The 20,667-nt window shown below is 73.8% G+C and carries 20 protein-coding genes and 1 pseudogene; 15 read left to right on the top strand and 6 right to left on the bottom strand.

Annotation, left to right across the window (positions count from 1 at the left end):
* The first annotated feature begins 73 nt into the window (after nucleotides 1–73).
* From OG871_RS07480 to OG871_RS07435, 10 genes are all read left to right on the top strand, one after another.
* Nucleotides 74–1,063: an ornithine carbamoyltransferase gene (locus OG871_RS07480; RefSeq protein WP_371495230.1), complete on the top strand. Its 990-nt coding sequence runs from the start codon at nucleotides 74–76 to the stop codon at nucleotides 1,061–1,063.
* Nucleotides 1,060–2,382, top strand: coding sequence for an MFS transporter (locus OG871_RS07475; RefSeq protein WP_371495228.1), 1,323 nt, complete (start codon nucleotides 1,060–1,062; stop codon nucleotides 2,380–2,382). Before OG871_RS07480 ends, OG871_RS07475 begins: the two co-directional genes overlap by 4 nt.
* Before the next feature lie 8 nt (nucleotides 2,383–2,390).
* Nucleotides 2,391–4,151 carry a fatty acyl-AMP ligase gene (locus OG871_RS07470; RefSeq protein WP_371495226.1) on the top strand — a complete coding sequence of 587 codons (1,761 nt, stop codon included), beginning with the start codon at nucleotides 2,391–2,393 and terminating at the stop codon, nucleotides 4,149–4,151.
* Complete coding sequence (locus OG871_RS07465; RefSeq protein WP_371495225.1) at nucleotides 4,148–5,878, top strand: acyl-CoA dehydrogenase family protein; 1,731 nt, start codon at nucleotides 4,148–4,150, stop codon at nucleotides 5,876–5,878. The genes OG871_RS07470 and OG871_RS07465 overlap by 4 nt, the downstream gene beginning before the upstream one ends.
* A complete protein-coding gene (locus OG871_RS07460) occupies nucleotides 5,875–7,416 on the top strand; it encodes a hypothetical protein (RefSeq protein ID WP_371495223.1) in 1,542 nt (513 codons plus the stop codon). Before OG871_RS07465 ends, OG871_RS07460 begins: the two co-directional genes overlap by 4 nt.
* Nucleotides 7,417–7,453: 37 nt before the next feature.
* The gene (locus OG871_RS07455) at nucleotides 7,454–7,720 is read left to right on the top strand and encodes an acyl carrier protein (RefSeq protein ID WP_371495221.1); all 267 of its coding nucleotides are present in this window, start codon (nucleotides 7,454–7,456) and stop codon (nucleotides 7,718–7,720) included.
* Nucleotides 7,717–9,141 carry a condensation domain-containing protein gene (locus tag OG871_RS07450; RefSeq protein ID WP_371495219.1) on the top strand — a complete coding sequence of 475 codons (1,425 nt, stop codon included), beginning with the start codon at nucleotides 7,717–7,719 and terminating at the stop codon, nucleotides 9,139–9,141. Before OG871_RS07455 ends, OG871_RS07450 begins: the two co-directional genes overlap by 4 nt.
* A 210-nt stretch (nucleotides 9,142–9,351) precedes the next feature.
* Nucleotides 9,352–10,449, top strand: a complete 1,098-nt coding sequence (gene sbnA / locus OG871_RS07445) for a 2,3-diaminopropionate biosynthesis protein SbnA (protein ID WP_371503235.1) — start codon at nucleotides 9,352–9,354, stop codon at nucleotides 10,447–10,449.
* Between the two features lie 56 nt (nucleotides 10,450–10,505).
* Complete coding sequence (gene sbnB / locus OG871_RS07440) at nucleotides 10,506–11,540, top strand: 2,3-diaminopropionate biosynthesis protein SbnB (protein ID WP_371495217.1); 1,035 nt, start codon at nucleotides 10,506–10,508, stop codon at nucleotides 11,538–11,540.
* Between the two features lie 31 nt (nucleotides 11,541–11,571).
* Complete coding sequence (locus OG871_RS07435) at nucleotides 11,572–12,033, top strand: DUF5990 family protein (RefSeq protein ID WP_371495215.1); 462 nt, start codon at nucleotides 11,572–11,574, stop codon at nucleotides 12,031–12,033.
* 9 nt (nucleotides 12,034–12,042) lie between these two features.
* Here OG871_RS07435 and OG871_RS07430 read toward each other — a convergent pair whose 3' ends face one another.
* Together OG871_RS07430 and OG871_RS07425 are read right to left on the bottom strand one after the other, a co-directional pair.
* Nucleotides 12,043–12,672: an alpha-ketoglutarate-dependent dioxygenase AlkB gene (locus tag OG871_RS07430; RefSeq protein ID WP_371495213.1), complete on the bottom strand. Its 630-nt coding sequence runs from the start codon at nucleotides 12,670–12,672 to the stop codon at nucleotides 12,043–12,045.
* 158 nt (nucleotides 12,673–12,830) lie between these two features.
* Nucleotides 12,831–13,283 (bottom strand): iron chaperone, encoded by a 453-nt coding sequence (locus OG871_RS07425; RefSeq protein WP_371495211.1) that lies wholly within the window; start codon nucleotides 13,281–13,283, stop codon nucleotides 12,831–12,833.
* Between the two features lie 947 nt (nucleotides 13,284–14,230).
* On the opposite strand from OG871_RS07425, the gene OG871_RS07420 reads away from it, so the two are divergent.
* A complete protein-coding gene (locus OG871_RS07420; RefSeq protein ID WP_371495209.1) occupies nucleotides 14,231–14,539 on the top strand; it encodes a hypothetical protein in 309 nt (102 codons plus the stop codon).
* 51 nt (nucleotides 14,540–14,590) lie between these two features.
* On the opposite strand, the gene OG871_RS07415 is transcribed toward OG871_RS07420, so the two are convergent.
* Both OG871_RS07415 and OG871_RS07410 read right to left on the bottom strand, forming a co-directional pair.
* Nucleotides 14,591–15,091 carry an NUDIX domain-containing protein gene (locus OG871_RS07415; protein WP_371495207.1) on the bottom strand — a complete coding sequence of 167 codons (501 nt, stop codon included), beginning with the start codon at nucleotides 15,089–15,091 and terminating at the stop codon, nucleotides 14,591–14,593.
* A gap of 165 nt (nucleotides 15,092–15,256) precedes the next feature.
* A complete protein-coding gene (locus OG871_RS07410; RefSeq protein ID WP_371495206.1) occupies nucleotides 15,257–15,847 on the bottom strand; it encodes a sigma-70 family RNA polymerase sigma factor in 591 nt (196 codons plus the stop codon).
* A gap of 65 nt (nucleotides 15,848–15,912) precedes the next feature.
* On the opposite strand from OG871_RS07410, the gene OG871_RS07405 reads away from it, so the two are divergent.
* Complete coding sequence (locus OG871_RS07405) at nucleotides 15,913–16,110, top strand: hypothetical protein (protein ID WP_371495205.1); 198 nt, start codon at nucleotides 15,913–15,915, stop codon at nucleotides 16,108–16,110.
* A gap of 382 nt (nucleotides 16,111–16,492) precedes the next feature.
* Here the strand turns inward: OG871_RS07405 and OG871_RS07400 are convergent, their stop codons facing one another.
* Entirely contained in the window at nucleotides 16,493–17,233 is a 741-nt protein-coding gene (locus tag OG871_RS07400; RefSeq protein ID WP_371495203.1) for a hypothetical protein, read from the bottom strand.
* Nucleotides 17,234–17,703: 470 nt separating this feature from the next.
* On the opposite strand from OG871_RS07400, the gene OG871_RS07395 reads away from it, so the two are divergent.
* From OG871_RS07395 to OG871_RS07385, 3 genes are read left to right on the top strand one after another with little or no spacing between them, the layout of a single operon-like run.
* Entirely contained in the window at nucleotides 17,704–18,375 is a 672-nt protein-coding gene (locus OG871_RS07395) for a DUF4097 family beta strand repeat-containing protein (RefSeq protein WP_371495201.1), read from the top strand.
* A gap of 13 nt (nucleotides 18,376–18,388) precedes the next feature.
* Nucleotides 18,389–19,366 carry an ATP-binding cassette domain-containing protein gene (locus tag OG871_RS07390; RefSeq protein WP_371495199.1) on the top strand — a complete coding sequence of 326 codons (978 nt, stop codon included), beginning with the start codon at nucleotides 18,389–18,391 and terminating at the stop codon, nucleotides 19,364–19,366.
* Nucleotides 19,363–20,154: an ABC transporter permease gene (locus OG871_RS07385; RefSeq protein WP_371494985.1), complete on the top strand. Its 792-nt coding sequence runs from the start codon at nucleotides 19,363–19,365 to the stop codon at nucleotides 20,152–20,154. Before OG871_RS07390 ends, OG871_RS07385 begins: the two co-directional genes overlap by 4 nt.
* 274 nt (nucleotides 20,155–20,428) lie before the next feature.
* On the opposite strand, the pseudogene OG871_RS07380 reads toward OG871_RS07385, so the two are convergent.
* A pseudogene (locus tag OG871_RS07380) lies at nucleotides 20,429–20,665 on the bottom strand (hypothetical protein); the annotation flags it as partial.
* Between the last annotated feature and the right edge of the window lie 2 nt (nucleotides 20,666–20,667).

Here is a 20,667-nt window from a genome sequence, read left to right as displayed (position 1 = left end):
GCCGCCGCCCACCCGCGCCCCGCCGAGCCCCACTGTGCCCGGCTCCCCCCAACACCCATGGAACGGAAAGACGATGACGGCTCCCGTACGACACCTGATCTCGATATCGGACCTGGAGGACGCCGACCTGCGGCACATCGTGGCCCGTGGGACGCAGTTCGCCGCCGGCGGCCGCCCGTACCCGCAGACCCTCGACGGCGACGTGGTCGGCATCTACTTCAAGAAGTCCTCGACCCGGACCCGGACGGCGTTCTCCAGCGGGTCCCTGCGCCTCGGTGCCCGGATCCTCACCTACCAGAACGGCGACCTGCAGCTGGCCACCGGCGAGAGCCTGGAGGACACCGGCGACATCCTCTCCCGGATGCTCGACGTCCTGGTGGCCCGCACCGCCGAGCCCACCGCGGACCTGCGCGCACTCGCCGCCCGCGGCAGGATGGCGGTGGTCAACGCGATGAGCGCCGAGGAGCACCCCACCCAGGCGCTGACCGATCTCACGGCCCTCGCCCGGCACTTCGGCCGGATCGAGCGCCTGCGGGTGCTCTACGTCGGCGAGGGGAACAACACCGCGTCCGCGCTGGCCCTGGCGCTGAGCCGCTTCCCCGGCACCGAGCTGCACCTGCGGACGCCGCCCGGGTACGGGCTGGACGCTGGGTACCTCGCCGAGGCCGTCAAGCAGGCCGAGGCGTACGGGTCCGTGGTCACGGAGCGCCACGACATGGCCGATCTGCCGGCCGGCGTGGACGTCATCTACACGACCCGTTGGCAGACCACCGGCACCACCAAGCCGGACCCCGACTGGCGCGAGGTGTTCGCACCGTTCCAGGCGCGGGCCGAGCTCTGGGAGAGCAGCCCCGGCGCGGTCTTCATGCACGACCTGCCCGCCCACCGGGGCGAGGAGGTGACGGCCGAGGTGCTGGACGGGCCCGCGAGCATCGCGTTCTGGCAGGCCGAGCACAAGCTGTACAGCGCCATGGCCGTCCTGGAGTGGTGCGCCCGTGGCCGGGTTCCGGCGGCCGAGGCCTCCACCCGGCTGTCCGACGAGTCGGCGGAGCTGCCGGCATGAGCGCCACCGACAATCTGACCGCTGCGCCGACGGCTGCCGCGACCGAGCCGCTCCCGCTGCGCCGCAACCGCGACTTCCGGCTGCTGTGGACCGGGACGGCGTTCTCCTCACTGGGTTCGCAGGTCAGCACCTTCGCCTATCCGCTGATCGTGCTCTGGTCCGGTGGTTCGGTCTCCGAGGCCGGCCTGACCGGTGCCGCCGCGAGCCTGCCGCAGCTGCTGCTGTCGCTGTTCGCGGGGGTGATGGTCGACCGGTTCGACCGCCGCAGGCTGATGATCGGCTGCAACCTCGGCCGGGCGGCCGCGCTCGGCGTGCTGGTGGCGACCATGCTGTCCGGCCGGGTGATCCTCCCGCTGCTGCTGGCGGTGGCGTTCGTCGAGGCGAGCCTGACGGTGCTCTACAAGCTGGCCGAGCACTCCGCCGTCCGCAACGTCGTGGACCCGGAGCACCTCTCGCAGGCCATCTCGCAGAACGAGGCGCGGGTCCAGGGCGCCGGGCTGCTCGGACAGCCGCTGGCCGGCGCGCTGTCCTCGCTGGTGGCCTGGCTGCCGCTGCTGTTCACCGTGGTCTCGCACCTGGTGTCGCTGGTCACCCTGTCGGGCATCAAGCGGAAGTTCCAGGCCGAGCGGAAGCCGGCGGCGGAGCGCCCGAAGGTGCTCGCCGACATCTCCGCGGGCGTCAAGTGGCTCTGGAACCACCGGCAGTTGAGGGCGGCCGCCGTGCTGGTCGCGGTCAGCAACATGCTCTTCGAGGTGCTGGTCCTCGGGATGCTGACCACGCTCCGCGACGACGGTGCCCAGCAGGCGGTGGTCGGCCTGGTGATGGGCGCGGCCGGGATCGGCGGCGTGGCCGGTGCGCTCAGCACCAACTGGTGGATGGAGCGGCTGCGGCTGCCGGTGATCGTGATCGGCGCCAACGCCCTCTGGACGGTGCTCTTCCCGCTGGCCGTGTTCCTGAAGAACCCGCTGCTCTTCGGCCTGGTGATCACGCCGATGTCGTTCATCGGGGCGATGTGGACCATCGCTGTGGTCTCCTTCCAGGTCGAGGTGACCCCGGACGAGATGCAGGGCCGGATCGCGAGCGTGATCGGCATCGTGGCCTTCGGCACCCTCCCGCTGGGCGCCCTGATCGGCGGCTACGCCCTCCAGGCCTTCGGCTTCCGCACCTGCGTGCTGGCCTGCAGCGCGGTGATGCTGCTGCTCACACTGGCCGCCGTGGCCAGCCCCTCGCTCCGCCGGATCGGCTCCGAGCTGCGCGAACGCGCGGCAGCGGTACCCGCCCCGGCCGAGAGCCCCACCCCGACCCCCGCAGGGAAGTGATGGCGACCATGTCCGATCTGATCCAGTCGACGGCGCGGCACGCCCGCGAGATCCCCGGCAACGAGGCCGTCGTCCTCGTCACCGGCTACGGCAAGGACGCCGTCACCCGCACCCTCGGCTACGCCCAACTCGTCCAGGACGCCCAGTCGGTGGCCGCCGAACTGCGCCGGCACTGCGAACCGGGGGACAGGGTCCTGCTGCTCTTCCCCACCGGCCTGGAGTTCGTCAAGGGCTTCCTCGGCTGCCTCTACGCCGGCCTCGCCCCGGTGCCGGTCCCGCTGCCCGGGCGCGGCTCCAGCCAGCGCCGCCGCACCACCGGCGTCCTGCAGGACTGCGAGGCGACGGCGGTGCTGACCGACCGCGCCACCCTGCCCGAGGTCGCCGAGTGGCTGGAGCAGGAGGAGCAGTCCCAGGTCCGCTGCCTGGTCACCGAGACCGTGCCGCAGGTGGAGCCGGACCGCTACGTCTGGCCCGAGGCCGACCCCGAGCAGCTCGCCTTCCTGCAGTACACCTCCGGCTCGACCAGCGACCCCAAGGGCGTGATGGTCGGCCACGGCAACCTCGCGCACAACTTCGGTGAGCTGCGCGCCCTGCTCGGCCTGCGGGCCGGCGACACCGTCTGCAGCTGGCTGCCGCTCTTCCACGACATGGGCCTGATCGCCGCGCTGCTGCTGCCGCTCCACTACGGGCTGCGCACCGTGCTGATGCCGCCGACGGACTTCGTGCGCCGCCCGTACGCCTGGCTGGAGCTGATCCACACCTACCGGGCCACCCACAGCTACGCGCCGAACTTCGGCTACAACCTGGCCGCCCGGTCCGTCACCGAGGACCACCTCGCCCGCCTCGACCTGTCCTCCTGGCGCTGCGCCGCGAACGGCGCCGAGCCGGTGCACGCCCGGACCATGGACCTGTTCGCCGAGCGGCTCGCCCCGACCGGCTTCCGGGCCACCGCGATGCGACCCTCGTACGGCCTGGCGGAGGCCACCCTCGGGGTGACCACCACCGCCCTCGACCGCGAACCCCCGGTCGCCCTCGTCGACCCGGCCGAGCTGGAGCGCAACGTGTTCCGGCCGCGGCCGGACGGCGCACCGCTGGTCAGCTGCGGCTCCCCGGTGGGCATCGAGGTCCGGATCGTCGACCCGAGCACCCGTCAGGTGCTCGCGGACGGCGAGGTCGGCGAGATCTGGCTGCGCGGCGGATCGATCGCCCCGGGGTACTGGCGCAAGCCCGAGATCAACGAACAGGTCTTCGACGTGGCGACGGCCGACGGCGACCGCGGCCACTTGCGCACCGGCGATCTGGGCGTCCTGCACGAAGGCCAGCTCTACGTCACCGGCCGGATCAAGGACCTGCTGATCGTCAACGGCCGCAACCTCTACCCGCACGACATCGAACGGGAGAGCGGCGAGCTGCACCCGGCCTTCGGCGGGCTGTCCGCGAGCGTGTTCTCCGTCCCCGGGGGCAGCTCGGGCGAGGACCTGGTGGTGGTCCAGGAGGTCCGGCCGGCCAAGCTGGCCGGTACCGACCTGGCCACCCTCGCGGGGGAGGTCAAGCTCACCCTGAGCCGCAGCCTCGGCGTGCCCGTCGGCAATGTGGTGCTGCTGGGGCCCGGCAAGGTGCAGCGCACCACCAGTGGCAAGATCCAGCGCTCCCGGATGCGGCAGCTGTTCGTCGCCGGCGAACTGGAGCCGCTGCACGAGGACCTCGGCCCGCGGACCCGCGCGCAGTACCGGCCGGCCGCCGTCACCGAGGGCGGGGCGGACGCGTGAAGTACCTGCCGCACGAGCTGATCGCGGACTTCGACCGCAGGCTCGGCGACCCGCACGATCCGCTCCAGGTGTTCTCCTTCGCCCGCTGCGCCGATCTGGACGAGCGCGAGGAGTTCCCCACCGAGATCTGCCGGACGCTGGACGAACGCGGACTGGCCCGCCACTACGTGCCCACCGGCCACGGCGGCCTGCTGCACAGCTACGAGGAGCTCGCCGCACTGCTGCGCACCGTCGCCCGCCGTGACCTGACCGTCGCGATCGCCCACGTCAGCACCTTCCTCGGCGCCGCCTCGGTCTGGCTCGCGGGCGACCCCGAGCAGGCCGACCGGCTCGCCGCGGAGATCCACGACGGCAGTGTGGTCTCGCTCGCGCTCACCGAGCAGCAGCACGGCAGCGACCTGCTGGCCAACGAGCTCGCCACCGCCGAGGGCGAGAGCTGGTACCGGATCAACGGCGAGAAGTGGCTGATCGGCAACGCCTCGCGCGGCCAGTTCGTCTGTGTGCTCGCCCGGACCGACCCGGCCGGCGGGCCGCGCGCCTTCAGCCTGCTGCTGGTCGACAAGCGACAGCTGGCGCCGGGCAGTTACCGCTGCCTGCCGGCGGTCCGCACGGTCGGCATCCGCGGCGCCGACATCAGCGGTATCGCCTTCACCGACGCCGAGGTCCCCGCCGGCGCGCTGGTCGGGGCGGTCGGCACCGGCCTGGAGACCGTCCTCAAGTGCCTCCAGCTGACCCGCAGTCTGTGCGGCCCGCTGTCGCTCGGCACCGGCGAGCACGCGCTGCGGCTCGCCGTCCGGTACAGCCTGGACCACGTCAACCCGGCGGACGGCACCCCGGCCGCGGCCCGCCCGCTCACCGAGTCCTACGCCGACCTGCTGGTCGCGGAGGCCGTCACCCTGGTCGGCGCCCGGTCGATCCACGCCCTCACCGGCGAGCTCTCCGTGGTGTCCGCCGCCGTCAAGTGCTTCGTCCCGCTCACCGTCGAGCAGCTGATCGCCACCCTCGGCTCGGCGCTGGGCGCCGGAGTGTTCCTCAGCCGCTCGACCATGCACGGCGCGTTCCAGAAGCTGGAGCGCGACCACCACATCATGAGCATCTTCGACGGCAACAGCTTCGTGAACCTCAACGGGCTGATCAACCAGTTCCCCCAGCTCGCCCGCGGCCACCGGCGGCGCAAGGCCGACACCGACGGCCTCGCCAGCACCGTCGACCTGCAGGCCCCCCTGCCGCCCGCCGACGGCGGCTCGCTCGAACTGCTCTCCCGCACCGGCAGCAGCCTGGTACAGAGCCTGCCGGCCGCGCTCGCCGAACTGGCCGACCTGGCCGAGCGGTGCGCCGTACCGGCGGTGCTCGGCCGGTACGCCGAGGAACTGCGCGAGATCACCGAGGGCCTGCACACGGCGATGGCCGACCACCGCCCCTCCGCCCGGGACGTCCCGCCCGAGGCCTTCGACCTGGCCCGGCGGTGGACCCAGGTGTTCGCGGCCGCCGCCTGCGTCCACCTGTGGCTGCGCAACCGGGACGCGGCCGCGGACTCGCCCACCGCCGCGCTGTGGGCCGACGGCCTGTGGCTGGAGGCCGGCCTGGCCCGGCTGCTCGGACGGCTCCGGCCCGGAGCCGTCCGGGACGGATCGGTCTTCGACCGCCTCTCCGAGAGGCTCCACCAGCAGTACCGGGACGGCGAACTGTTCTCGCTGCTGCACTGCCGGACGGAGGAGACGGTATGACCGCGCCGCTGCCCGAGCGCCCCCGCACGGCCCGCCTGGACGCCCTGCTCGGCGACCCGCTCGCCCCGGGCAACCCGCTCGGCCTGGACGCCGTGGTGGACTCCGACGAGCGGGCCGAACTCCCCGCCGCCGGGGTCCGCGCCCTGGACGCCTACGGCTTCAACGCCGAACTCGTGCCCGCCGCCCTCGGCGGCACCCTCACCAGAGCCGACGAACTCGCCGACGCCTTCCGCACGGTCGCCCGCCGGGACCTGGCCCTGGCGGCCGGGTACGGCCTCGGCAGCCTGACCGCGGGCCTGCACGTCTGGCAGACCGGTGACCCCGCCCAGCAGTCCGAGCTCGCCGCCCTGCTGCTCGGCGACCGCCGGGTCGCCACCGCCTTCCCCAGCCCCGGCCCCGGTCTGCGGGCCGCCCGGGACGGCGGCGACCTCGTGCTGCGCGGCGCCGAGCAGCTGGTCGGCGACCCGGCCGGGGCCGACGCGCTGTTCCTGCCCGTCACCCTCGACCGCGGGCACGGCCACCTGCTGCTCACCGGCGACGCCGGCCTGCGCCCGTCCCCGCCGCACAGCGGCACCGGACTGCGCGGCTGCCGGTTCGCCGCCGTCACCGCCGACGGCCTGCGCGTCCCCGCCGACCGGCTGGTCGGCCCGGACGGCGACGGGCGGGCCCGGGCCGCCACCGTCCGCCGGATCACCGGCACCGTCCTGGCCTCGGCCCTGGTCGGCGTCCTCGACACCCAGCTGCGCACGGCGCTCTCCTTCGCCGACGAACGGGTCCTCTACGGCAGGCCCGTCACCGGGCTGCCCAGCGCCCGGGGCCTGCTGGCCGACGCCTTCCTCGACCTGCTGATCGCCGACTGCGCGACCGCCGTCGCCGCCCGCGCCCTGCACCTGCACCCCGAGCGGGCGGACCTGCAGCACACCGCACAGCGCCTGGTCGCCCGCCTGGTCCGGGACGCCGGGCACCAGCTCTCGCTGCTCCTCGGCGCCCGCTCCTACCTGCGGGAGGGCCCGCACGCGGTGTTCCAGAAGCACCAGCGGGACCGCACCGCACTCACCGCCCTGCTGAACGTGCCGCCACCCGCCGGCGCCGACCCCACGCAGGCCCCGTCCGCACCGGCCGAGGCGCTGTTCGCCCCCGATCCGCAGCTGCCCGCCCTCGACCCGGCGCGGCTCCGGGCCCCGGGCGTGGCCGGTACCGGCCTGCCCGCCGGCCTCGCCGGCCTGCCCGCCGACCTGGCCGCCGCCCACCCCGAACTGGCTTCCCTGGCCGGGTCGTTCGCCACCACCGACGAGGACGAGGACGCCTTCGCGGCCGCCGCCTGCCTCCGGCTCTGGTGGCACGGCCGCACCGGCCGGGACGCCTTCCGCGACGCACCGCTCTGGATCCACGCCGCACTGCAGCGCCTGGCCGCCCGGACCGGCCGTCCCACCGGCCCCGCCGCGCCCGACCGCGACCCGGCACTCCTCCAGGAGTTGCGCACCCGGCTGCAGCAGGGCCGCACCCTCGACCTGGCCGGCCGCCCGCCGGCCCGCTGACCACCACACCCACCAACCGAACGGCAGGGAACCCGACATGTCCGACACCGCCATCGACACCTCCGCCGAGGCCATCGCCGACTGGCTCACCGGCCGCGTCGCCTACTACCTCGACCGGCCCGCGGACGAGCTCCGGCCCGACGTCAAGCTGGTCGAGTACGGCCTCGACTCGGTCTACGGGATGAGCATCATCACCGAGATCGAGGACCGCTACGACCTGGAGCTGGAATCCACCCTCGCCTGGGACCACCCGACCATCGGCGCCATCACCGCGTACCTGCACGGCCTGGTGGGGCAGCGTTGACCGCCGAGCCCACCCCGCAGGCCGGGCACGAGGTCTCGCTCGGGCAGGAGGCCCTCTGGTTCCTGCAGAAGCTGGCCCCGGCCAGCCCGGCGTACAACGTCGCGATGGCCGTCCGGATCCGCCAGGCGCTCGACGACGCGGCGCTGCACCGCGCCGCCGCCTCGGTCGCGGCCCGGCACGAGCTGCTGCGCTCGGGCTTCACCGAGCGGGACGGGCGTCCGCGCCGGGTCGTCGCCGACGCCCTGCCGGGCCTGCTGGAGATCCGCGAGCTGCCCGACACGACCGAGGAGCAGCTGCACGCCGCGGCGCGCGAGGCCGTCGCCCGCCCGTTCGACCTCGCGGAACCGGGCCCGGTCCGGCTCCTGCTGCTGCGCCGGTCCCGCGAGGACGTGGTGCTGCTGCTGGCGGCACACCACGCGGTGACCGACGGCGCGTCCCAGGTACTCGTCCTGGAGGACCTGCTGACGGCCTACCGGGCCGAGCTGGACGGCGAGGATCCGGGCCGCGCGGGCGTCGCCCGCCCGTACCGGGAGTACGTCGCCGCGGAACGGGAACTGCTCGACTCGCCGCGCCGGGCCGTGCTGGCCGACCACTGGCGGGCGGTCTGCGAAGGCGTGCCGTCCGCGCTGGAACTGCCGACGGACCGGCCACGCCCCGCCCGCAAGCGGTTCACCGGCGCCAGCTGGGACTTCCGGCTGCCCGAGGACCTGGCCAGGTCACTGCGGCCGGCCGCCGCCGCGGCGGGGGTGACCCCGTTCGTCCTGCTCTTCGGCGCCTTCCAGGCCCTGCTGCACCGCTGGACGGCGCAGCCCGAGTTCCTGGTCGGCTACGCCGTCAGCACCCGGCCGGAGCGGACCATGCGCAGCACAGTCGGCTACTTCGTCAACACCCTGCCCTGCCGGGCCGCCTTCACCGACGGCGACCTGACCTTCCGCCGGCTGCTGGAGCGGACCGCGGACCAACTGCGGCAGGGCATCGCGCACCGCGACCTGCCGCTGCCGCTGCTGCCCGCCGAGCTGGGCCTGGCGCACGACCCCAGCCGTACCCCGGTGTTCCAGAGCATGTTCAGCCTGATCACCGCCACCCGGTTCCAGCCGCTGCTCGAACTGCTGGCCCCCGAGGACGGCGCCAAGCCCGAGCTGCTCCACCACGGCGTCCGGCTGACCGGTTTCGACCTGCCGCAGCAGGAGGGCCAGTTCGATCTGAGTGCCGAGGTGCTGCAGAGCGACGGCGCAGTGAAGGTGGCGTTCAAGTACGACACCGACCTGTTCGATGCGGCGACCGTCGGCCGGATGGCCAACCACTACCGGCTGCTGCTCGCCGCCGCGGTGGCCGACCCGGACCTGTCCGTGCGCCGGGTGCCCCTGGTCGACGCGGCGGAGCGGGCGACCCTGCTCTCCTTCGCCACCGCCGACTGGTAGCGGGCACGCACCGTACCGCTCCGCCACAGGCCGGGCCGGACGGGCCGACGGCGACCCGACCACCGGCGAAGCGCACCGACCCGGCGAAGCGCGGCGGGCCGCCGCGCGATCGCCCGCTGCCCGGGGTATCCCCCCACACCCGTCACACACGACTGGAGAAACGGCGTTATGCCAGCACAGAACGGTCACAAGGACTGCACCGTGTCGACGATGCCACGGCCTGCCGAGTGTGCGCCCGCAGTCCTCGACCCGGCGGCGGCCCTCGCCCCGGACCCGGCCCTGACCGGTGCCGACGCGCCGGCCGGGCCGCTGCGCAGCCGTCTCGCGATGCTGGCCGCGACCTTCTCCGAGACGCCGCTGGTGCGGATCGAGGACGAGAACGTGGACCTCTACGCCAAGCTGGAGTACTGCAACCCGAACGGCAGCTCCAAGGACCGCTCGGCGTTCTGGATCCTCAAGGGCGCCATCGAGCGCGGCGAGATCACCACCGAGACCACGGTGGTCGAGTCCTCCTCGGGGAACTTCGCCATCTCGATGGCCGCGTTCTGCCGTTCGCTCGGCATCGGCTTCGTGCCGGTGATCGACCCCAACTGCAACCAGCTCACCGAGGCGTACCTCGGCATCATGTGCGACCGGGTGGAGAAGGTCACCGAGCGGGACCAGAGCGGCGGTTACCTCACCACCCGGCTGACCAGGGTCAAGGAGCTGCAGACCGAGTACCGGCACGTGTACTGGCCCAACCAGTACGCCAACGAGGACGCCCTGCTCGCGCACTACGAGATGACCGGCGGCGAACTCTGCGCCGCGCTGCCCCGGCTCGACTACGTCTTCCTCGGCGTCAGCACCGGTGGCACGATCGCCGGCGTCTCCCGCCGGGTCAAGGAGGCCCACCCGGCCGCCACCGTGGTCGCGGTGGACGCGGCCGGCTCGGCGATCTTCGGCCAGCCGCCGCAGACCCGCCTGCTGCCCGGCCTCGGCTCCAGTCTGGTCCCGCCGCTGTGCGACCGGGCGCTGATCGACGACGTGGTGATCGTCCCCGAACCGGCCGCCGTCCAGGGCTGCCTGGAACTGGTCCGCAAGCACGGCCTGTACGCCGGCGGTTCCACCGGCAGCGTCTACGCCGCCATCGGCCACTACTTCGGCCGCCGCCCGACCGCCGGGCCGCGCCCGACCGTCGCCTTCCTCTGCGCCGACCGCGGCACCGCGTACGCCGAGACCGTGTACGACGCGGGCTGGGTCGCCCGGTCCTTCGCCGGCCGCCCCGCCCCCGCCGACTGGCCGGGCGCCGCCCTGCCGTCCGCCCTGTGACGCACCGCCGTGTGACGCACCGCCCCACCGTCCCTACCGCTCAGGAGCACCGAACGATGACCGACACCCAGGCCGCCCCGCTCACCCTGCCGCAGCTGCGCGTGCTGACCGGCGAGGACGTGCTGCGCCACGTCGACGCCAACCGGGCCACCTGCGTCGACGTGGTGCGCCGCGCCTACGTCACGCACGCCGCCGGCCACAGCGTCAACCCCGAGAGCGCCTTCCTGCGCTTCCCGCAGCGCCCGAACTCCCGGATCATCTCGCTGCCGGCCTACCTGGGCGGTGAGTTCGAGGTGGCGGGCATCAAGTGGATCGCGAGCTTCCCGGACAACCCCGCCCGCGGCATCCCGCGCGCCTCGGCCGTCCTGCTGCTCAACGACACCGAGACCGGCTACCCGATCGTCGCCATGGAGTCCTCGGTGGTCTCCGCCAGCCGCACCGCGGCCTCCGCCGTGCTGGGCGCCGAGGCCCTGGTGGGCGGGCGCCGGGTGAAGCGGATCGGCCTGGTCGGGGCCGGCCTGATCGGCGGCCACGTGTGGAAGTTCCTCCGGGACCTCAAGTGGCAGTTCGACGGTTTCCGGATCTTCGACCTGTCCCGCGCGCACGCCGAGCGCTTCGCCGCCACCCTCACCGCGGACGGCGTCGAGGACGTCCAGGTGGTCGACGAGGCGGCCGGCGCCTTCACCGACTGCGACCTGGTGATCCTCACCACCGTCGCCGGGGAGCCGCACCTCACCGACCCCGGCCTGCTCGCCCACGCGCCGGTGGTGCTGCACCTCTCGCTGCGCGACCTGGCGCCCGAACTGGTCCTCGCCGCGCAGAACTTCACCGACGACATCGACCACGCCGTACGCGAGCGGACCTCCCTGCACCTGGCCGAACAGCAGGTCGGGCACCGGGACTTCGTGCACGGGACGATCGCCGACCTGCTGGCCGGCACGGTGGTGCGCGACCCCGGACGGGCGGCGGTCTTCTCGCCGTTCGGCCTGGGCATCCTGGACCTCGCGGTCGGCAAGTGGGTGCACGACGCGGTCGTCGCGGCGGGCGGCGGGCAGCCGGTGCCGGACTTCTACGGCGAGGCCGTGCGCTGAGGCGCGGGCCCGGTGGGGGAGACTGGTCGCCATGCAGATCCGCATCGAGGCCACCGCTCTGCCGGGCCGCTCCTGCCCCACCGCTCCCGGGTTCGAGGGCCGGCAGGACCTCCACGTGGGCGTCCAGCGCAAGGACCGCCCCGGCGAACTGCTCGACCTGGTGCCGGGCGACGCGCCGGCCGCCGCCTGGACCCTGGACTGCACCGCCGCGCAGGGCCCGGACGGCGTCGAACTCCACGGCCCCTATCTGCAGAACCGCCTGGGCGGGCGGTTCGTCTACCTGTCCTGGGTCGCCGCGGAGCCGGACGGCGGACACGCCATGTTCCGCCGGGCCAAGCTGATGCTCGACGCGGTCGACCCCGACACCCTGGCCGAGGCAGTCCGGGCCGGCCGGCTCACCGGCCGCCTGCGGCTCACCGACGCGGCGGGGCTGCCGGTGTGCGCGGCGATCCGGCCGCCACGGATCGAGTGGACCGCCGGGGACCCGGCCTGACCCGGCCGCTCAGGCCACACCGCGCGGCCGGAACTGGATACTGATCCGCGGCCCCACCGGGCGCGCCGTCTTCGGGACGGCGTGCTCCCAGGTGCGCTGGCAGGAACCGCCCATCACGATCAGGTCCCCGTGCCCCAGGGCCTGGCGCACCGTCGCCCCACCGCCGAACCGGGGCCGCAGAAGCAACGGGCGCGGCTCACCGACCGACACGATCGCCACCATGGTGTCCTCCCGGTCACCCCGCCCGATCCGGTCGCCGTGCCAGGCCACACTGTCCCGTCCGTCCCGGTAGTAGCACAGCCCGGCGCTGACGAACGGCTCCCGCAGCTCCGCCGCGTAGTACGCGCCGAGCTCGGCCCGCGCCCGCTCCAGCACCGGATGGGGGAGCGGCTCACCGGCCCGGAAGTACGCCAGCAACCGGGGAACGGCCACCACCCGCTCGTACATCAGCCGCCGCTCCTCCTGCCAGTCCACGCCTGCGGCCAGCTCCTCGAACAGCGCGTCCGAACCCGTCAGCCACCCGGGCAGCAGATCGATCCACGCCCCGTGTCCCAGCACCGTCCGCCGCACCCCGACCAGCCGCCGCAGGCCGATCTCCTCGGCCGCGTCGAACAGCGAACCCTGCACGTGGACGGTCATGGCAGCCAGGATACGCCTCATATCGAACACCTGAGCGATTAGGTCGCTCGGGATGCCGGCCCGACCGCAGGCGGGCAGCAGACAGGCCGAAGCCCCCGCCCGGTGACGACCGGGCGGGGGCTCCGAGCAGACCCGGGATCAGGCGGGTGCCGGGCCCGTCAGCTCACCGCCTGCTTCACGAGTGCCGTGATCCGTGCCTCCACCTCGGCCGTCACCTCGGTCAGGGCGAAAGCGGTCGCCCACATCGTGCCCTCGTCCAGCTTCGCCTGGTCGCTGAACCCGAGCGTCGCGTAGCGCGCCTTGAACTTCTCCGCGCTCTGGAAGAAACAGACCACCTTGCCGTCCAGCGCGTAGGCCGGCATCCCGTACCAGAGCTTCGGCGCGAGGAGCGGGGCGTTGGCCTTGACGACGGCATGGACGCGCTCGGCCATGATCCGGTCCGAGTCCTGCATCTCCGCGATCTTCGCGAGCACCTCGCGCTCCGCCTCCGCCGCCTTGTCCGCGTGCGAGCTGCGGCGCGCGGCGGACTTCAGCTCCTTGGCGTGCTCCTTCATCGCGGCCCGCTCCTCGGCCGTGAATCCCTCGTGCGCGCTGCCGTCGGACTTGCCCATGGCTGATCTCCCCGTTGCGAACGTGATGTGCGGCGCCTTGCGAGGGGACCATATCCCGGCCCGCCGACACCGGACCCCCAACTCCCGGCACACACACCGGTCGTGTCACGTCACAGCACCGGGTGGCCGCCGGCCGCGGCGCCCGGCCCCGCCCCGCTACGCTGAGCGTTTCCGCCGGCGAGGGCCGGACGGGGGCTGGACGGGGGAGGACCGGATGACCGCCGCACCACGGCCCGAGGCCGAGATCTCGACGACCGTGGCCACCGACATCGGCATGCTCGTGCTGGGGGACCCGGGCGCCTTCGCGGGCTCGTCGGACGACGCCGCCCTGGTGACCGGGCTACGGGAGGGCTCCGCGCGGTACCGCGGCGCCGGGCCGGGGGCGACGCTCGCCGAGCTGCGGCAGGCGGCACCGACGAGCCGCCGGGCGCGCGGGGAGCTGTGTTCGGCGGTCGCGAAGCACCTCGCGCGGACCACCCGCCCTGGCCGTGCGCTCCCGCTGGTTCACGGCGTGGCGGGCGGCTGCCCGGTGGTCGTCCGGATGGGTGCGCCCGGCCGACCCGCCGGCCTGACCCGCCGCGAGCGGGGGGAGCGGCTGATCTCCGGGTCGGACCCCTTCCGGTTCGTCGCCGCGGCCCGCCCGGTCGAGCCGGCGGCTGACGCGGTGCAGACCGAGGAGACTGCGGCCCGCCCACGGACCCGCCTCCGGGGCCAGCCAGGTGTCACGGAACGGCCGGATCCAGTCGGTCGTCACGGTGACCGCGCCGGCGAGCAGCAGCCGGGCGGTCCGCTCCGGCGCGGACCGGCATCGAGCCGACCGACCCGCCGGTGCGGCAGGCATCCGCGCCGGTGGGGCCGTCGAACTCGGAGCGATACGTCCTCGCGAGCCACCCGTGCGGTGTGTGGTGTGCCAGGATCCAGGTGACCATCCCGAGGAGGAACCGACCATGCTGCCGAGCGGTCTCGATCCGGAGCGTGCCGCCCTGCTGAACGGGCTGGTGACGGAGATCCGGTCGGCCTGCGCCGCGGGCGCGGACCAGGAGGACGTCCAACGTCTGCTGGCCGAGCGAGGCTTGGGCCCGGTCGACGCGATTCTCGTGACACGGGAACTGCTGGGGGGCGGCCCGGAGAGCCTCGGCCAGGCGAGGTCGATCGTCCTCGAAAGCTCCGCCAGGACACGTGAGTTCGAGGACCATCGCCGGCTGATGGACCTGCTGCACGAGAGCTGCGACGAGGGCGGAACCCGCGCCGGGTAGCACCGCCCACCTGCGGGCCGTTGGCCTCCGCGCCGGGACGGCGGGCGGCCGCTACGCCTCCGCGCCCAGGTGGAGGACCACCGTGCGGCCGTCCGCCCGCGCCTGGGCGGCGGCCTCGATCAGCCGCAGCCGCCGCGGCGCGACCAGACGGCGCCACTCGCCCAGCGGGCGGACGGCGTACGAGCTGTGCTCGCCGGGGTCCAGCCGGATACCGGCGATCCGGCGGTCGGTGAGGGTGCCGCCGTCGAAGACGAAGCCCAGCTTGAACGGCCACGCGCCGGCCGGCGGGGCGTACACCACGACGAGCAGCGGGCCGGGCCGCTCGGGCAGTTCCAGGCCGGTCTCCTCGCAGGTCTCCCGCCGCGCGCAGGACCACAGGCCGTCGGCCAGGTCGGCGAACTCCAGGTTCCCGCCGCCGAACTGCCACTCCTCCGGGTCGTAGACGCTGCGCAGCAGCAGCGGATTGTCCTGTTCGTCGGTCAGGTGGACGGCGGCGAACACCGTGCCGTGCGGGAGGGTCTCCAGGTACTCGGCCACGGGCAGGTGCGCCATCCGTCCTCCAAGGGTCGTGTTCCGTGCGGCTGCGATCCTGCCAGAGCCTGCCGTAGCCGTAGCCGTAGCCGTAGCCGTAGCCGTAGCCGTAGCCGGACGGCCGGTGGCGGCGGGGCCGTGGACGCACGGGCCCCGCCACCGTCCCGGCCCCGCCACCGTCCCGGCTCAGCCGCCGACCACCGCCGGCAGGCCGCGCCCGAGGACCGGGTCCCGGTCCGCGCACTCGGCGGCCCGGAGCAGCAGCACCAGCTCGTCGCGGGCCCGGGCCAGCCGCGAGCGCACGGTGCCCACCGGGCAGCCGCACACCGCCGCGGCCTCCTGGTAGCTGTAGCCCAGGACCTGGGTCAGCACGAACACCTCGCGGCGGTCGACCGAGACCCGCGCCAGCAGGTCGGCCAGGGCGACGCCCTCCTCGAAGCCCCCGGGCGGGGTGGGCCGACGGTCCACCACCTCCTCCCAGTCCGGGATGCCGGCGTTTCTCGGCCGGACGGACGACCGGCGGTAACGGTCCACCACGGTGCGGCGGGCGATCGAGAGGAGCCACGTCCGGGCGGAGGCCCGGCCGCTGAAGCCGGGGAGGCTGCGCAGGGCGCGCAGGAAGGTCTCCTGGGCGAGGTCGTCGGCCGCATCGGTGTCGGCGAGGTGGGCGACGAACCGCCAGACGTCGCGCTGGGTGGCGCGGATGAACTCCTCCAGAGCCTGCCGGTCGCCGCCGCCGGCCGCCAGGGCCAGTGCGGTGAGCTGGTCGTCGTTCATCCGCGGCCCCCCTGGGCGCGGGGGCGGAGTGATCGACGGCCCCGGGGGTGCGGGACGATGGACCTATGAGATGCCCGGACCATCGTGCAGCCCCCTCCGCCGAGTTCGACGCCCCGGACGGTGCCGCCGCCTGCGTGGAGTGCGCGCAGTGGCTGCGGGCGGCGCGCCGACTGGACGAGCTGGCCGGGCAGGCGCCAGGGCCGTCCGAGGGCTGGACGCGGGGACTGATGGGGCGGCTTGACGCGGCACTCGGCGGCGAGTGAGACCCGGTCGGCCGAGCGGGTCGCCAGGTGCGCGGTGCGGCGGGTGGTGGGAAGGGCGGGGGCCCGGCCGCCGGCCGGCGGTATCGCCGCGTCGGCCGGGCGCCGGGCAGCCGGAAGGCTGACAGACATGGTGGAGTCCTGAGGTCAAGGGGGAGACGGCGGGCCCGCACCCGGCGGCCGTCGCCGACGCGTGGTCGGCCCACCGGTCCGGCCGTGACGGCCGGCCGGAACGGCGCGGTGCGGGGCATGCCCCTGGCGCCCGCGGCGAGGCGGGCGGGTACGGGGCGACCGGCCCACCACCCGGGCGCCGACCGGCGGTCCGGTCAGCGCGTCGGCGCGGCGACCACCGGTCGGGCGGTCGGCGGGCGGGGTGGCGGGCGTGTCACAGCGAGACGGGCCGCGGCGGGCCGCGCCGTACCACCACGTGCAGCAGGACGGGTTCGGCCGCGGGTCTGTGCCGCTCGTACGGCCGCCGCCGGACGAGCGGCGCCCGGACGGCCGTTGGACGCAGGACCAGAGGGGCGACGATGCCCGCGAGGGCCAGCAGGAGCCGGCCGACCCCGGCCACGGCGGCGTCGCCGCGGCAGAACAGCAGGGCGCAGGCCAGCGCGGCCAGGATGTGCGCGGCGACCATTCCGACGGACGCGGGGTGCGCCGTGGACAGGCCGTCGCCGAGCGCCGACCCCAGGTGCGCGACGGGGGTCGTGTGGGTCATCCCCGTCATGCCGCTCATCCCCGCCATCTCGGGCATGCCCTGGAGGGTCGCCGGGACGGCGGAAGGGTCCAGCCCGGCGGCGCGTGCCAGCTCCTCCGGGTCGATCCGACCCCGGACGGGACCGGCCTCGCAGAGCAGCAGGGCCACCCAGTCCGGCTTTCCGGCCTGGAGGCCCGGCGTCTGCTGCACCCCGTCGAACAGCTGGTGCAGAGCGCCCTGCACGGCCAGCATCCAGCCGGTGACCGCGAGCGGTCCGCGGCGCCGTCCGGCGGCGAGCCAGGAGCAGGCCATGACGCCCGCGAACGCCAACGCGAGCCACCGCGAGGGCAGCTCAGCCGGCGTCATACTGACGTGCGCACAGGCGGCCAGCGCCACGCACAGCGCGGCGAAGGCCCCCGAACGGATCACGCGAGGCAGTCGGGCAGTCACAGTGTTCGCCATCGTGCCACCCCCGTCCGCTCACGTCGAAACCCCCGGGGGGTACCCGATCGGAAGGCGCGCCGAATTCGAGCCGTCGCCGGCACCCACGGCCGCCGGCCGGACCCTCTCCAACTGTTGCATCGTCAACTTCCTTGGGTCGTCGGCGCGCGGACCTGGGCGCCCGCGACCCGACCGCACGGTCTCCGTGCTCCTGCCGCCGGCCGAACTGCGACGTGCCGCCCCTTTCACGCTCCCCTGATGCCTGCCGCATAGCGTTCACTCTCAATCCAATGCAACGCACAGCGAGGCGTTCGTTGCGTTAAAGCCAGATCCGTTGCAACGAAACTTGGGCTTCTACCTGCACTGATGCCGATCGTGCGCAACGAACTCGTTGCGCGATTCTTGAACGCAACGTAGCGTTCCCGGAGTCAGAAACAACGAGTGCAGGAGAGAACGCCATGCAGAAGTTCGCCACCCCCACCCCGATCACCGCCGTCCTCGACATCCCCGCCGGCCGCCTCCGCTTCATCGCCGCCGACCGCACCGACACCACGGTCGAGGTCCTGCCCGCGAACGCCTCGAAGGGCCGCGACGTGAAGGCGGCCGAGCAGACCACCGTCGAGTACGCCGACGGCGTCCTGCGGATCAACGCCCCGGAGGCGAGGAACCAGATCCTCGGCGCCTGCGGATCCGTCGAGGTCACCGTCCAACTGCCCGCCGGCTCCCGGATCGAGGCGAAGGCCGCCGACGCCGAACTCCGCGGCGTCGGACGGCTCGGCGACGTCACCTTCGACACCGCCCGGGGCGCGGTCAAGCTCGACGAGACCGCGAGCGCCCACCTCACCCTCCTCGCCGGCGACATCGCGGTCGGCCGCCTGGGCGGCCCCGCGAAGATCACCACCCAGCAGGGCGACCTCCACATCACCGAGGCCGCACGCGGCACCGTCGAACTGCGCACCCAGGCCGGCGACATCTCGATCGGCGCCGCCCGCGGCGTCTCCGCCGCCCTGAACGCCGGCACCTCCTACGGCCGCATCGACAACGCGCTCAAGAACACCGACGGCGCCGACGCCGCCCTCACCATCCACGCCACCACCACCCAGGGCGACATCACCGCCCGCAGCCTCTGAAGGAGCACCCATCATGACCAACCCGGCCATCGCGGCGAACGGTCTTCGTAAGTCCTATGGCGACAAGACCGTTCTCGACGGTGTCGATCTGTTCATCCCGGCGGGGTCGGTGTTCGCGCTGCTCGGGCCGAACGGCGCGGGCAAGACCACCGCGGTGAAGATCCTGTCCACGCTGATCTCCGCGGACGGCGGGCAGGCCCGGGTCGCGGGCCACGACGTCGCCACCGACCCGCAGGCCGTGCGCGCCGCGATCGGTGTCACCGGGCAGTTCTCCGCCGTCGACGGGCTGATCACCGGCGAGGAGAACATGCTGCTCATGGCGGACCTGCACCACCTGTCCAGGCGGGAGGGGCGGCGCACCACCGCCGAGCTGCTGGAACGCTTCGACCTGGTCGAGGCGGCGAGGAAGCCCGCCTCCACCTACTCCGGCGGCATGAAACGCCGCCTGGACATCGCGATGACCCTGGTCGGCGACCCGCGGATCATCTTCCTCGACGAGCCGACCACCGGCCTCGACCCCCGCTCCCGGCACACCATGTGGCAGATCATCCGCGGGCTCGTCACCGACGGCGTCACCGTCCTGCTCACCACCCAGTACCTGGACGAGGCCGACGAACTCGCCGACCGCATCGCCGTCCTCAACGACGGCAGGATCGCCGCCGAAGGCACCGCCGACGAACTCAAACGCCTCGTCCCCGGCGGCCACGTCCGACTGCGCTTCACCGACCCGACCGCCTACCGCAACGCCACCCTCGCCCTGCACGACGCCACCCGCGACGACGACGCACTGACACTCCAGATCCCCAACGACGGCAGCCAACGCCAACTGCGCGCCGTCCTCGACCGACTGGACACGGCCGGCATCGACGCGGACGAACTCACCGTCCACACCCCCGACCTCGACGACGTCTTCTTCGCCCTCACCGCCGGCACCGACCCCCAACCCCGCATCCCCAACCAGCCCGACCAGCCCACGGAGGCCGCACGATGAGCTCCCTCACCCTCGCCGCACGCGACTCCTCCACCATGCTGCGCCGCAACCTCCTGCACGCCCGGCGCTACCCCTCCCTCACCCTGAACCTGCTGCTCACCCCGATCATGCTGCTGCTGCTCTTCGTCTACATCTTCGGCGACACGATGAGCGCCGGCCTCGCCGGCGGCAGCCCGAACCGCGCCGCCTACATCGCCTACGTCGTCCCGGGCCTGCTGCTGATGACCATCGGCAGCACCGTCGTCGGCACCGCGGTCTCCGTCTCCAACGACATGACCGAGGGCATCATCGCCCGCTTCCGGACCATGGCGATCCACCGCCCCTCGGTCCTCGTCGGGCACGTCGCCTCCAGCGTGCTGCAGTCCGTCGCCAGCGTGCTCCTCGTCGGCGCCGTCGCCGTGGCCATCGGCTTCCGCTCCACCCACGCCACCGCCCTGGAGTGGCTCGCCGCCCTCGGACTGCTGGTGCTGTTCGCCCTGGCCCTCACCTGGATCGCCGTCGGCATGGGCCTGATCAGTCCCAACGCCGAGGCCGCCAGCAACAACGCGATGCCGCTGATCCTGCTGCCACTGCTGTCCAGCGCCTTCACCCCGATCCACTCCATGCCCGGCTGGTTCCAGCCCATCGCCGAGTACCAGCCGTTCACCCCCGCCATCGAAACCCTCCGCGGCCTGCTGCTCGGCACCGAGATCGGCCACAACGGCTGGCTCGCCATCGCCTGGTGCCTCGCCCTCACCGCACTCGGCTACCGCTGGTCCACCGCCACCTTCAACCGCGACCCGAAGTAACCACCACCCACCCCACCCTGCCCCGCCCCACCCCGCCCCACCCCAGGACGGCGTACCCCGACACCACATCGGCGTACGCCGCCCACCGGCATTCCCAGCCACACTCGAAGTCCCCGGGCCCGCTCCGCCGCCATCGTCGACTGGAACACCCGTAGCATGCCGAGCCCGTGCAGTGCGGTGCCGTACTCCGCGAGCGGGCCGGATGGGGCGTCCAGCCGCTGAGCCGCAGGTTCAGCGGCGTGCGTCAGACCGATGCGCCCGTGGTCCTCGGTCGTCACGGGCGCCCGCCGAACTGCCAGTTGTGCACCTCGATGTCGGCGTACCGGTCGGGGGTCAGTATGGCGCCTGCGGTCTCCGAGTCCGGCGCCCGGACCAACACCGCCGGGCCCAGTCAGGCGGCGCCGTCATCGGACAGCAGCGGCCCGTAGGCGATCAGATCGCCCCGGTCGGGCGGCACCGCGAGGTCGGCGGCCTGCCCCGCGCCGAGGCCGAGCACCAGGTACCGGTTGCCAG

It is taken from the genome of Kitasatospora sp. NBC_00374 (genome assembly GCF_041434935.1).
Classification (GTDB): domain Bacteria; phylum Actinomycetota; class Actinomycetes; order Streptomycetales; family Streptomycetaceae; genus Kitasatospora.
The sequence above is the reverse complement of the archived record's forward strand: the minus strand, read 5'-3'. Positions and strand labels throughout refer to the sequence as shown.

What these genes read in the sequence shown, in the direction of transcription:
- OG871_RS07480 (WP_371495230.1), top strand. Translation starts at nt 74, where the DNA reads ATGACGGCTCCCGTACGACACCTGATCTCGATATCGGACCTGGAGGAC.
- OG871_RS07475 (WP_371495228.1), top strand. Translation starts at nt 1,060, where the DNA reads ATGAGCGCCACCGACAATCTGACCGCTGCGCCGACGGCTGCCGCGACC.
- OG871_RS07470 (WP_371495226.1), top strand. Translation starts at nt 2,391, where the DNA reads ATGTCCGATCTGATCCAGTCGACGGCGCGGCACGCCCGCGAGATCCCC.
- OG871_RS07460 (WP_371495223.1), top strand. Translation starts at nt 5,875, where the DNA reads ATGACCGCGCCGCTGCCCGAGCGCCCCCGCACGGCCCGCCTGGACGCC.
- OG871_RS07455 (WP_371495221.1), top strand. Translation starts at nt 7,454, where the DNA reads ATGTCCGACACCGCCATCGACACCTCCGCCGAGGCCATCGCCGACTGG.
- sbnA (WP_371503235.1), top strand. Translation starts at nt 9,352, where the DNA reads ATGCCACGGCCTGCCGAGTGTGCGCCCGCAGTCCTCGACCCGGCGGCG.
- sbnB (WP_371495217.1), top strand. Translation starts at nt 10,506, where the DNA reads ATGACCGACACCCAGGCCGCCCCGCTCACCCTGCCGCAGCTGCGCGTG.
- OG871_RS07435 (WP_371495215.1), top strand. Translation starts at nt 11,572, where the DNA reads ATGCAGATCCGCATCGAGGCCACCGCTCTGCCGGGCCGCTCCTGCCCC.
- OG871_RS07430 (WP_371495213.1), bottom strand. Translation starts at nt 12,672, where the DNA reads ATGACCGTCCACGTGCAGGGTTCGCTGTTCGACGCGGCCGAGGAGATC.
- OG871_RS07425 (WP_371495211.1), bottom strand. Translation starts at nt 13,283, where the DNA reads ATGGGCAAGTCCGACGGCAGCGCGCACGAGGGATTCACGGCCGAGGAG.
- OG871_RS07420 (WP_371495209.1), top strand. Translation starts at nt 14,231, where the DNA reads ATGCTGCCGAGCGGTCTCGATCCGGAGCGTGCCGCCCTGCTGAACGGG.
- OG871_RS07415 (WP_371495207.1), bottom strand. Translation starts at nt 15,091, where the DNA reads ATGGCGCACCTGCCCGTGGCCGAGTACCTGGAGACCCTCCCGCACGGC.
- OG871_RS07410 (WP_371495206.1), bottom strand. Translation starts at nt 15,847, where the DNA reads ATGAACGACGACCAGCTCACCGCACTGGCCCTGGCGGCCGGCGGCGGC.
- OG871_RS07405 (WP_371495205.1), top strand. Translation starts at nt 15,913, where the DNA reads ATGAGATGCCCGGACCATCGTGCAGCCCCCTCCGCCGAGTTCGACGCC.
- OG871_RS07395 (WP_371495201.1), top strand. Translation starts at nt 17,704, where the DNA reads ATGCAGAAGTTCGCCACCCCCACCCCGATCACCGCCGTCCTCGACATC.
- OG871_RS07390 (WP_371495199.1), top strand. Translation starts at nt 18,389, where the DNA reads ATGACCAACCCGGCCATCGCGGCGAACGGTCTTCGTAAGTCCTATGGC.
- OG871_RS07385 (WP_371494985.1), top strand. Translation starts at nt 19,363, where the DNA reads ATGAGCTCCCTCACCCTCGCCGCACGCGACTCCTCCACCATGCTGCGC.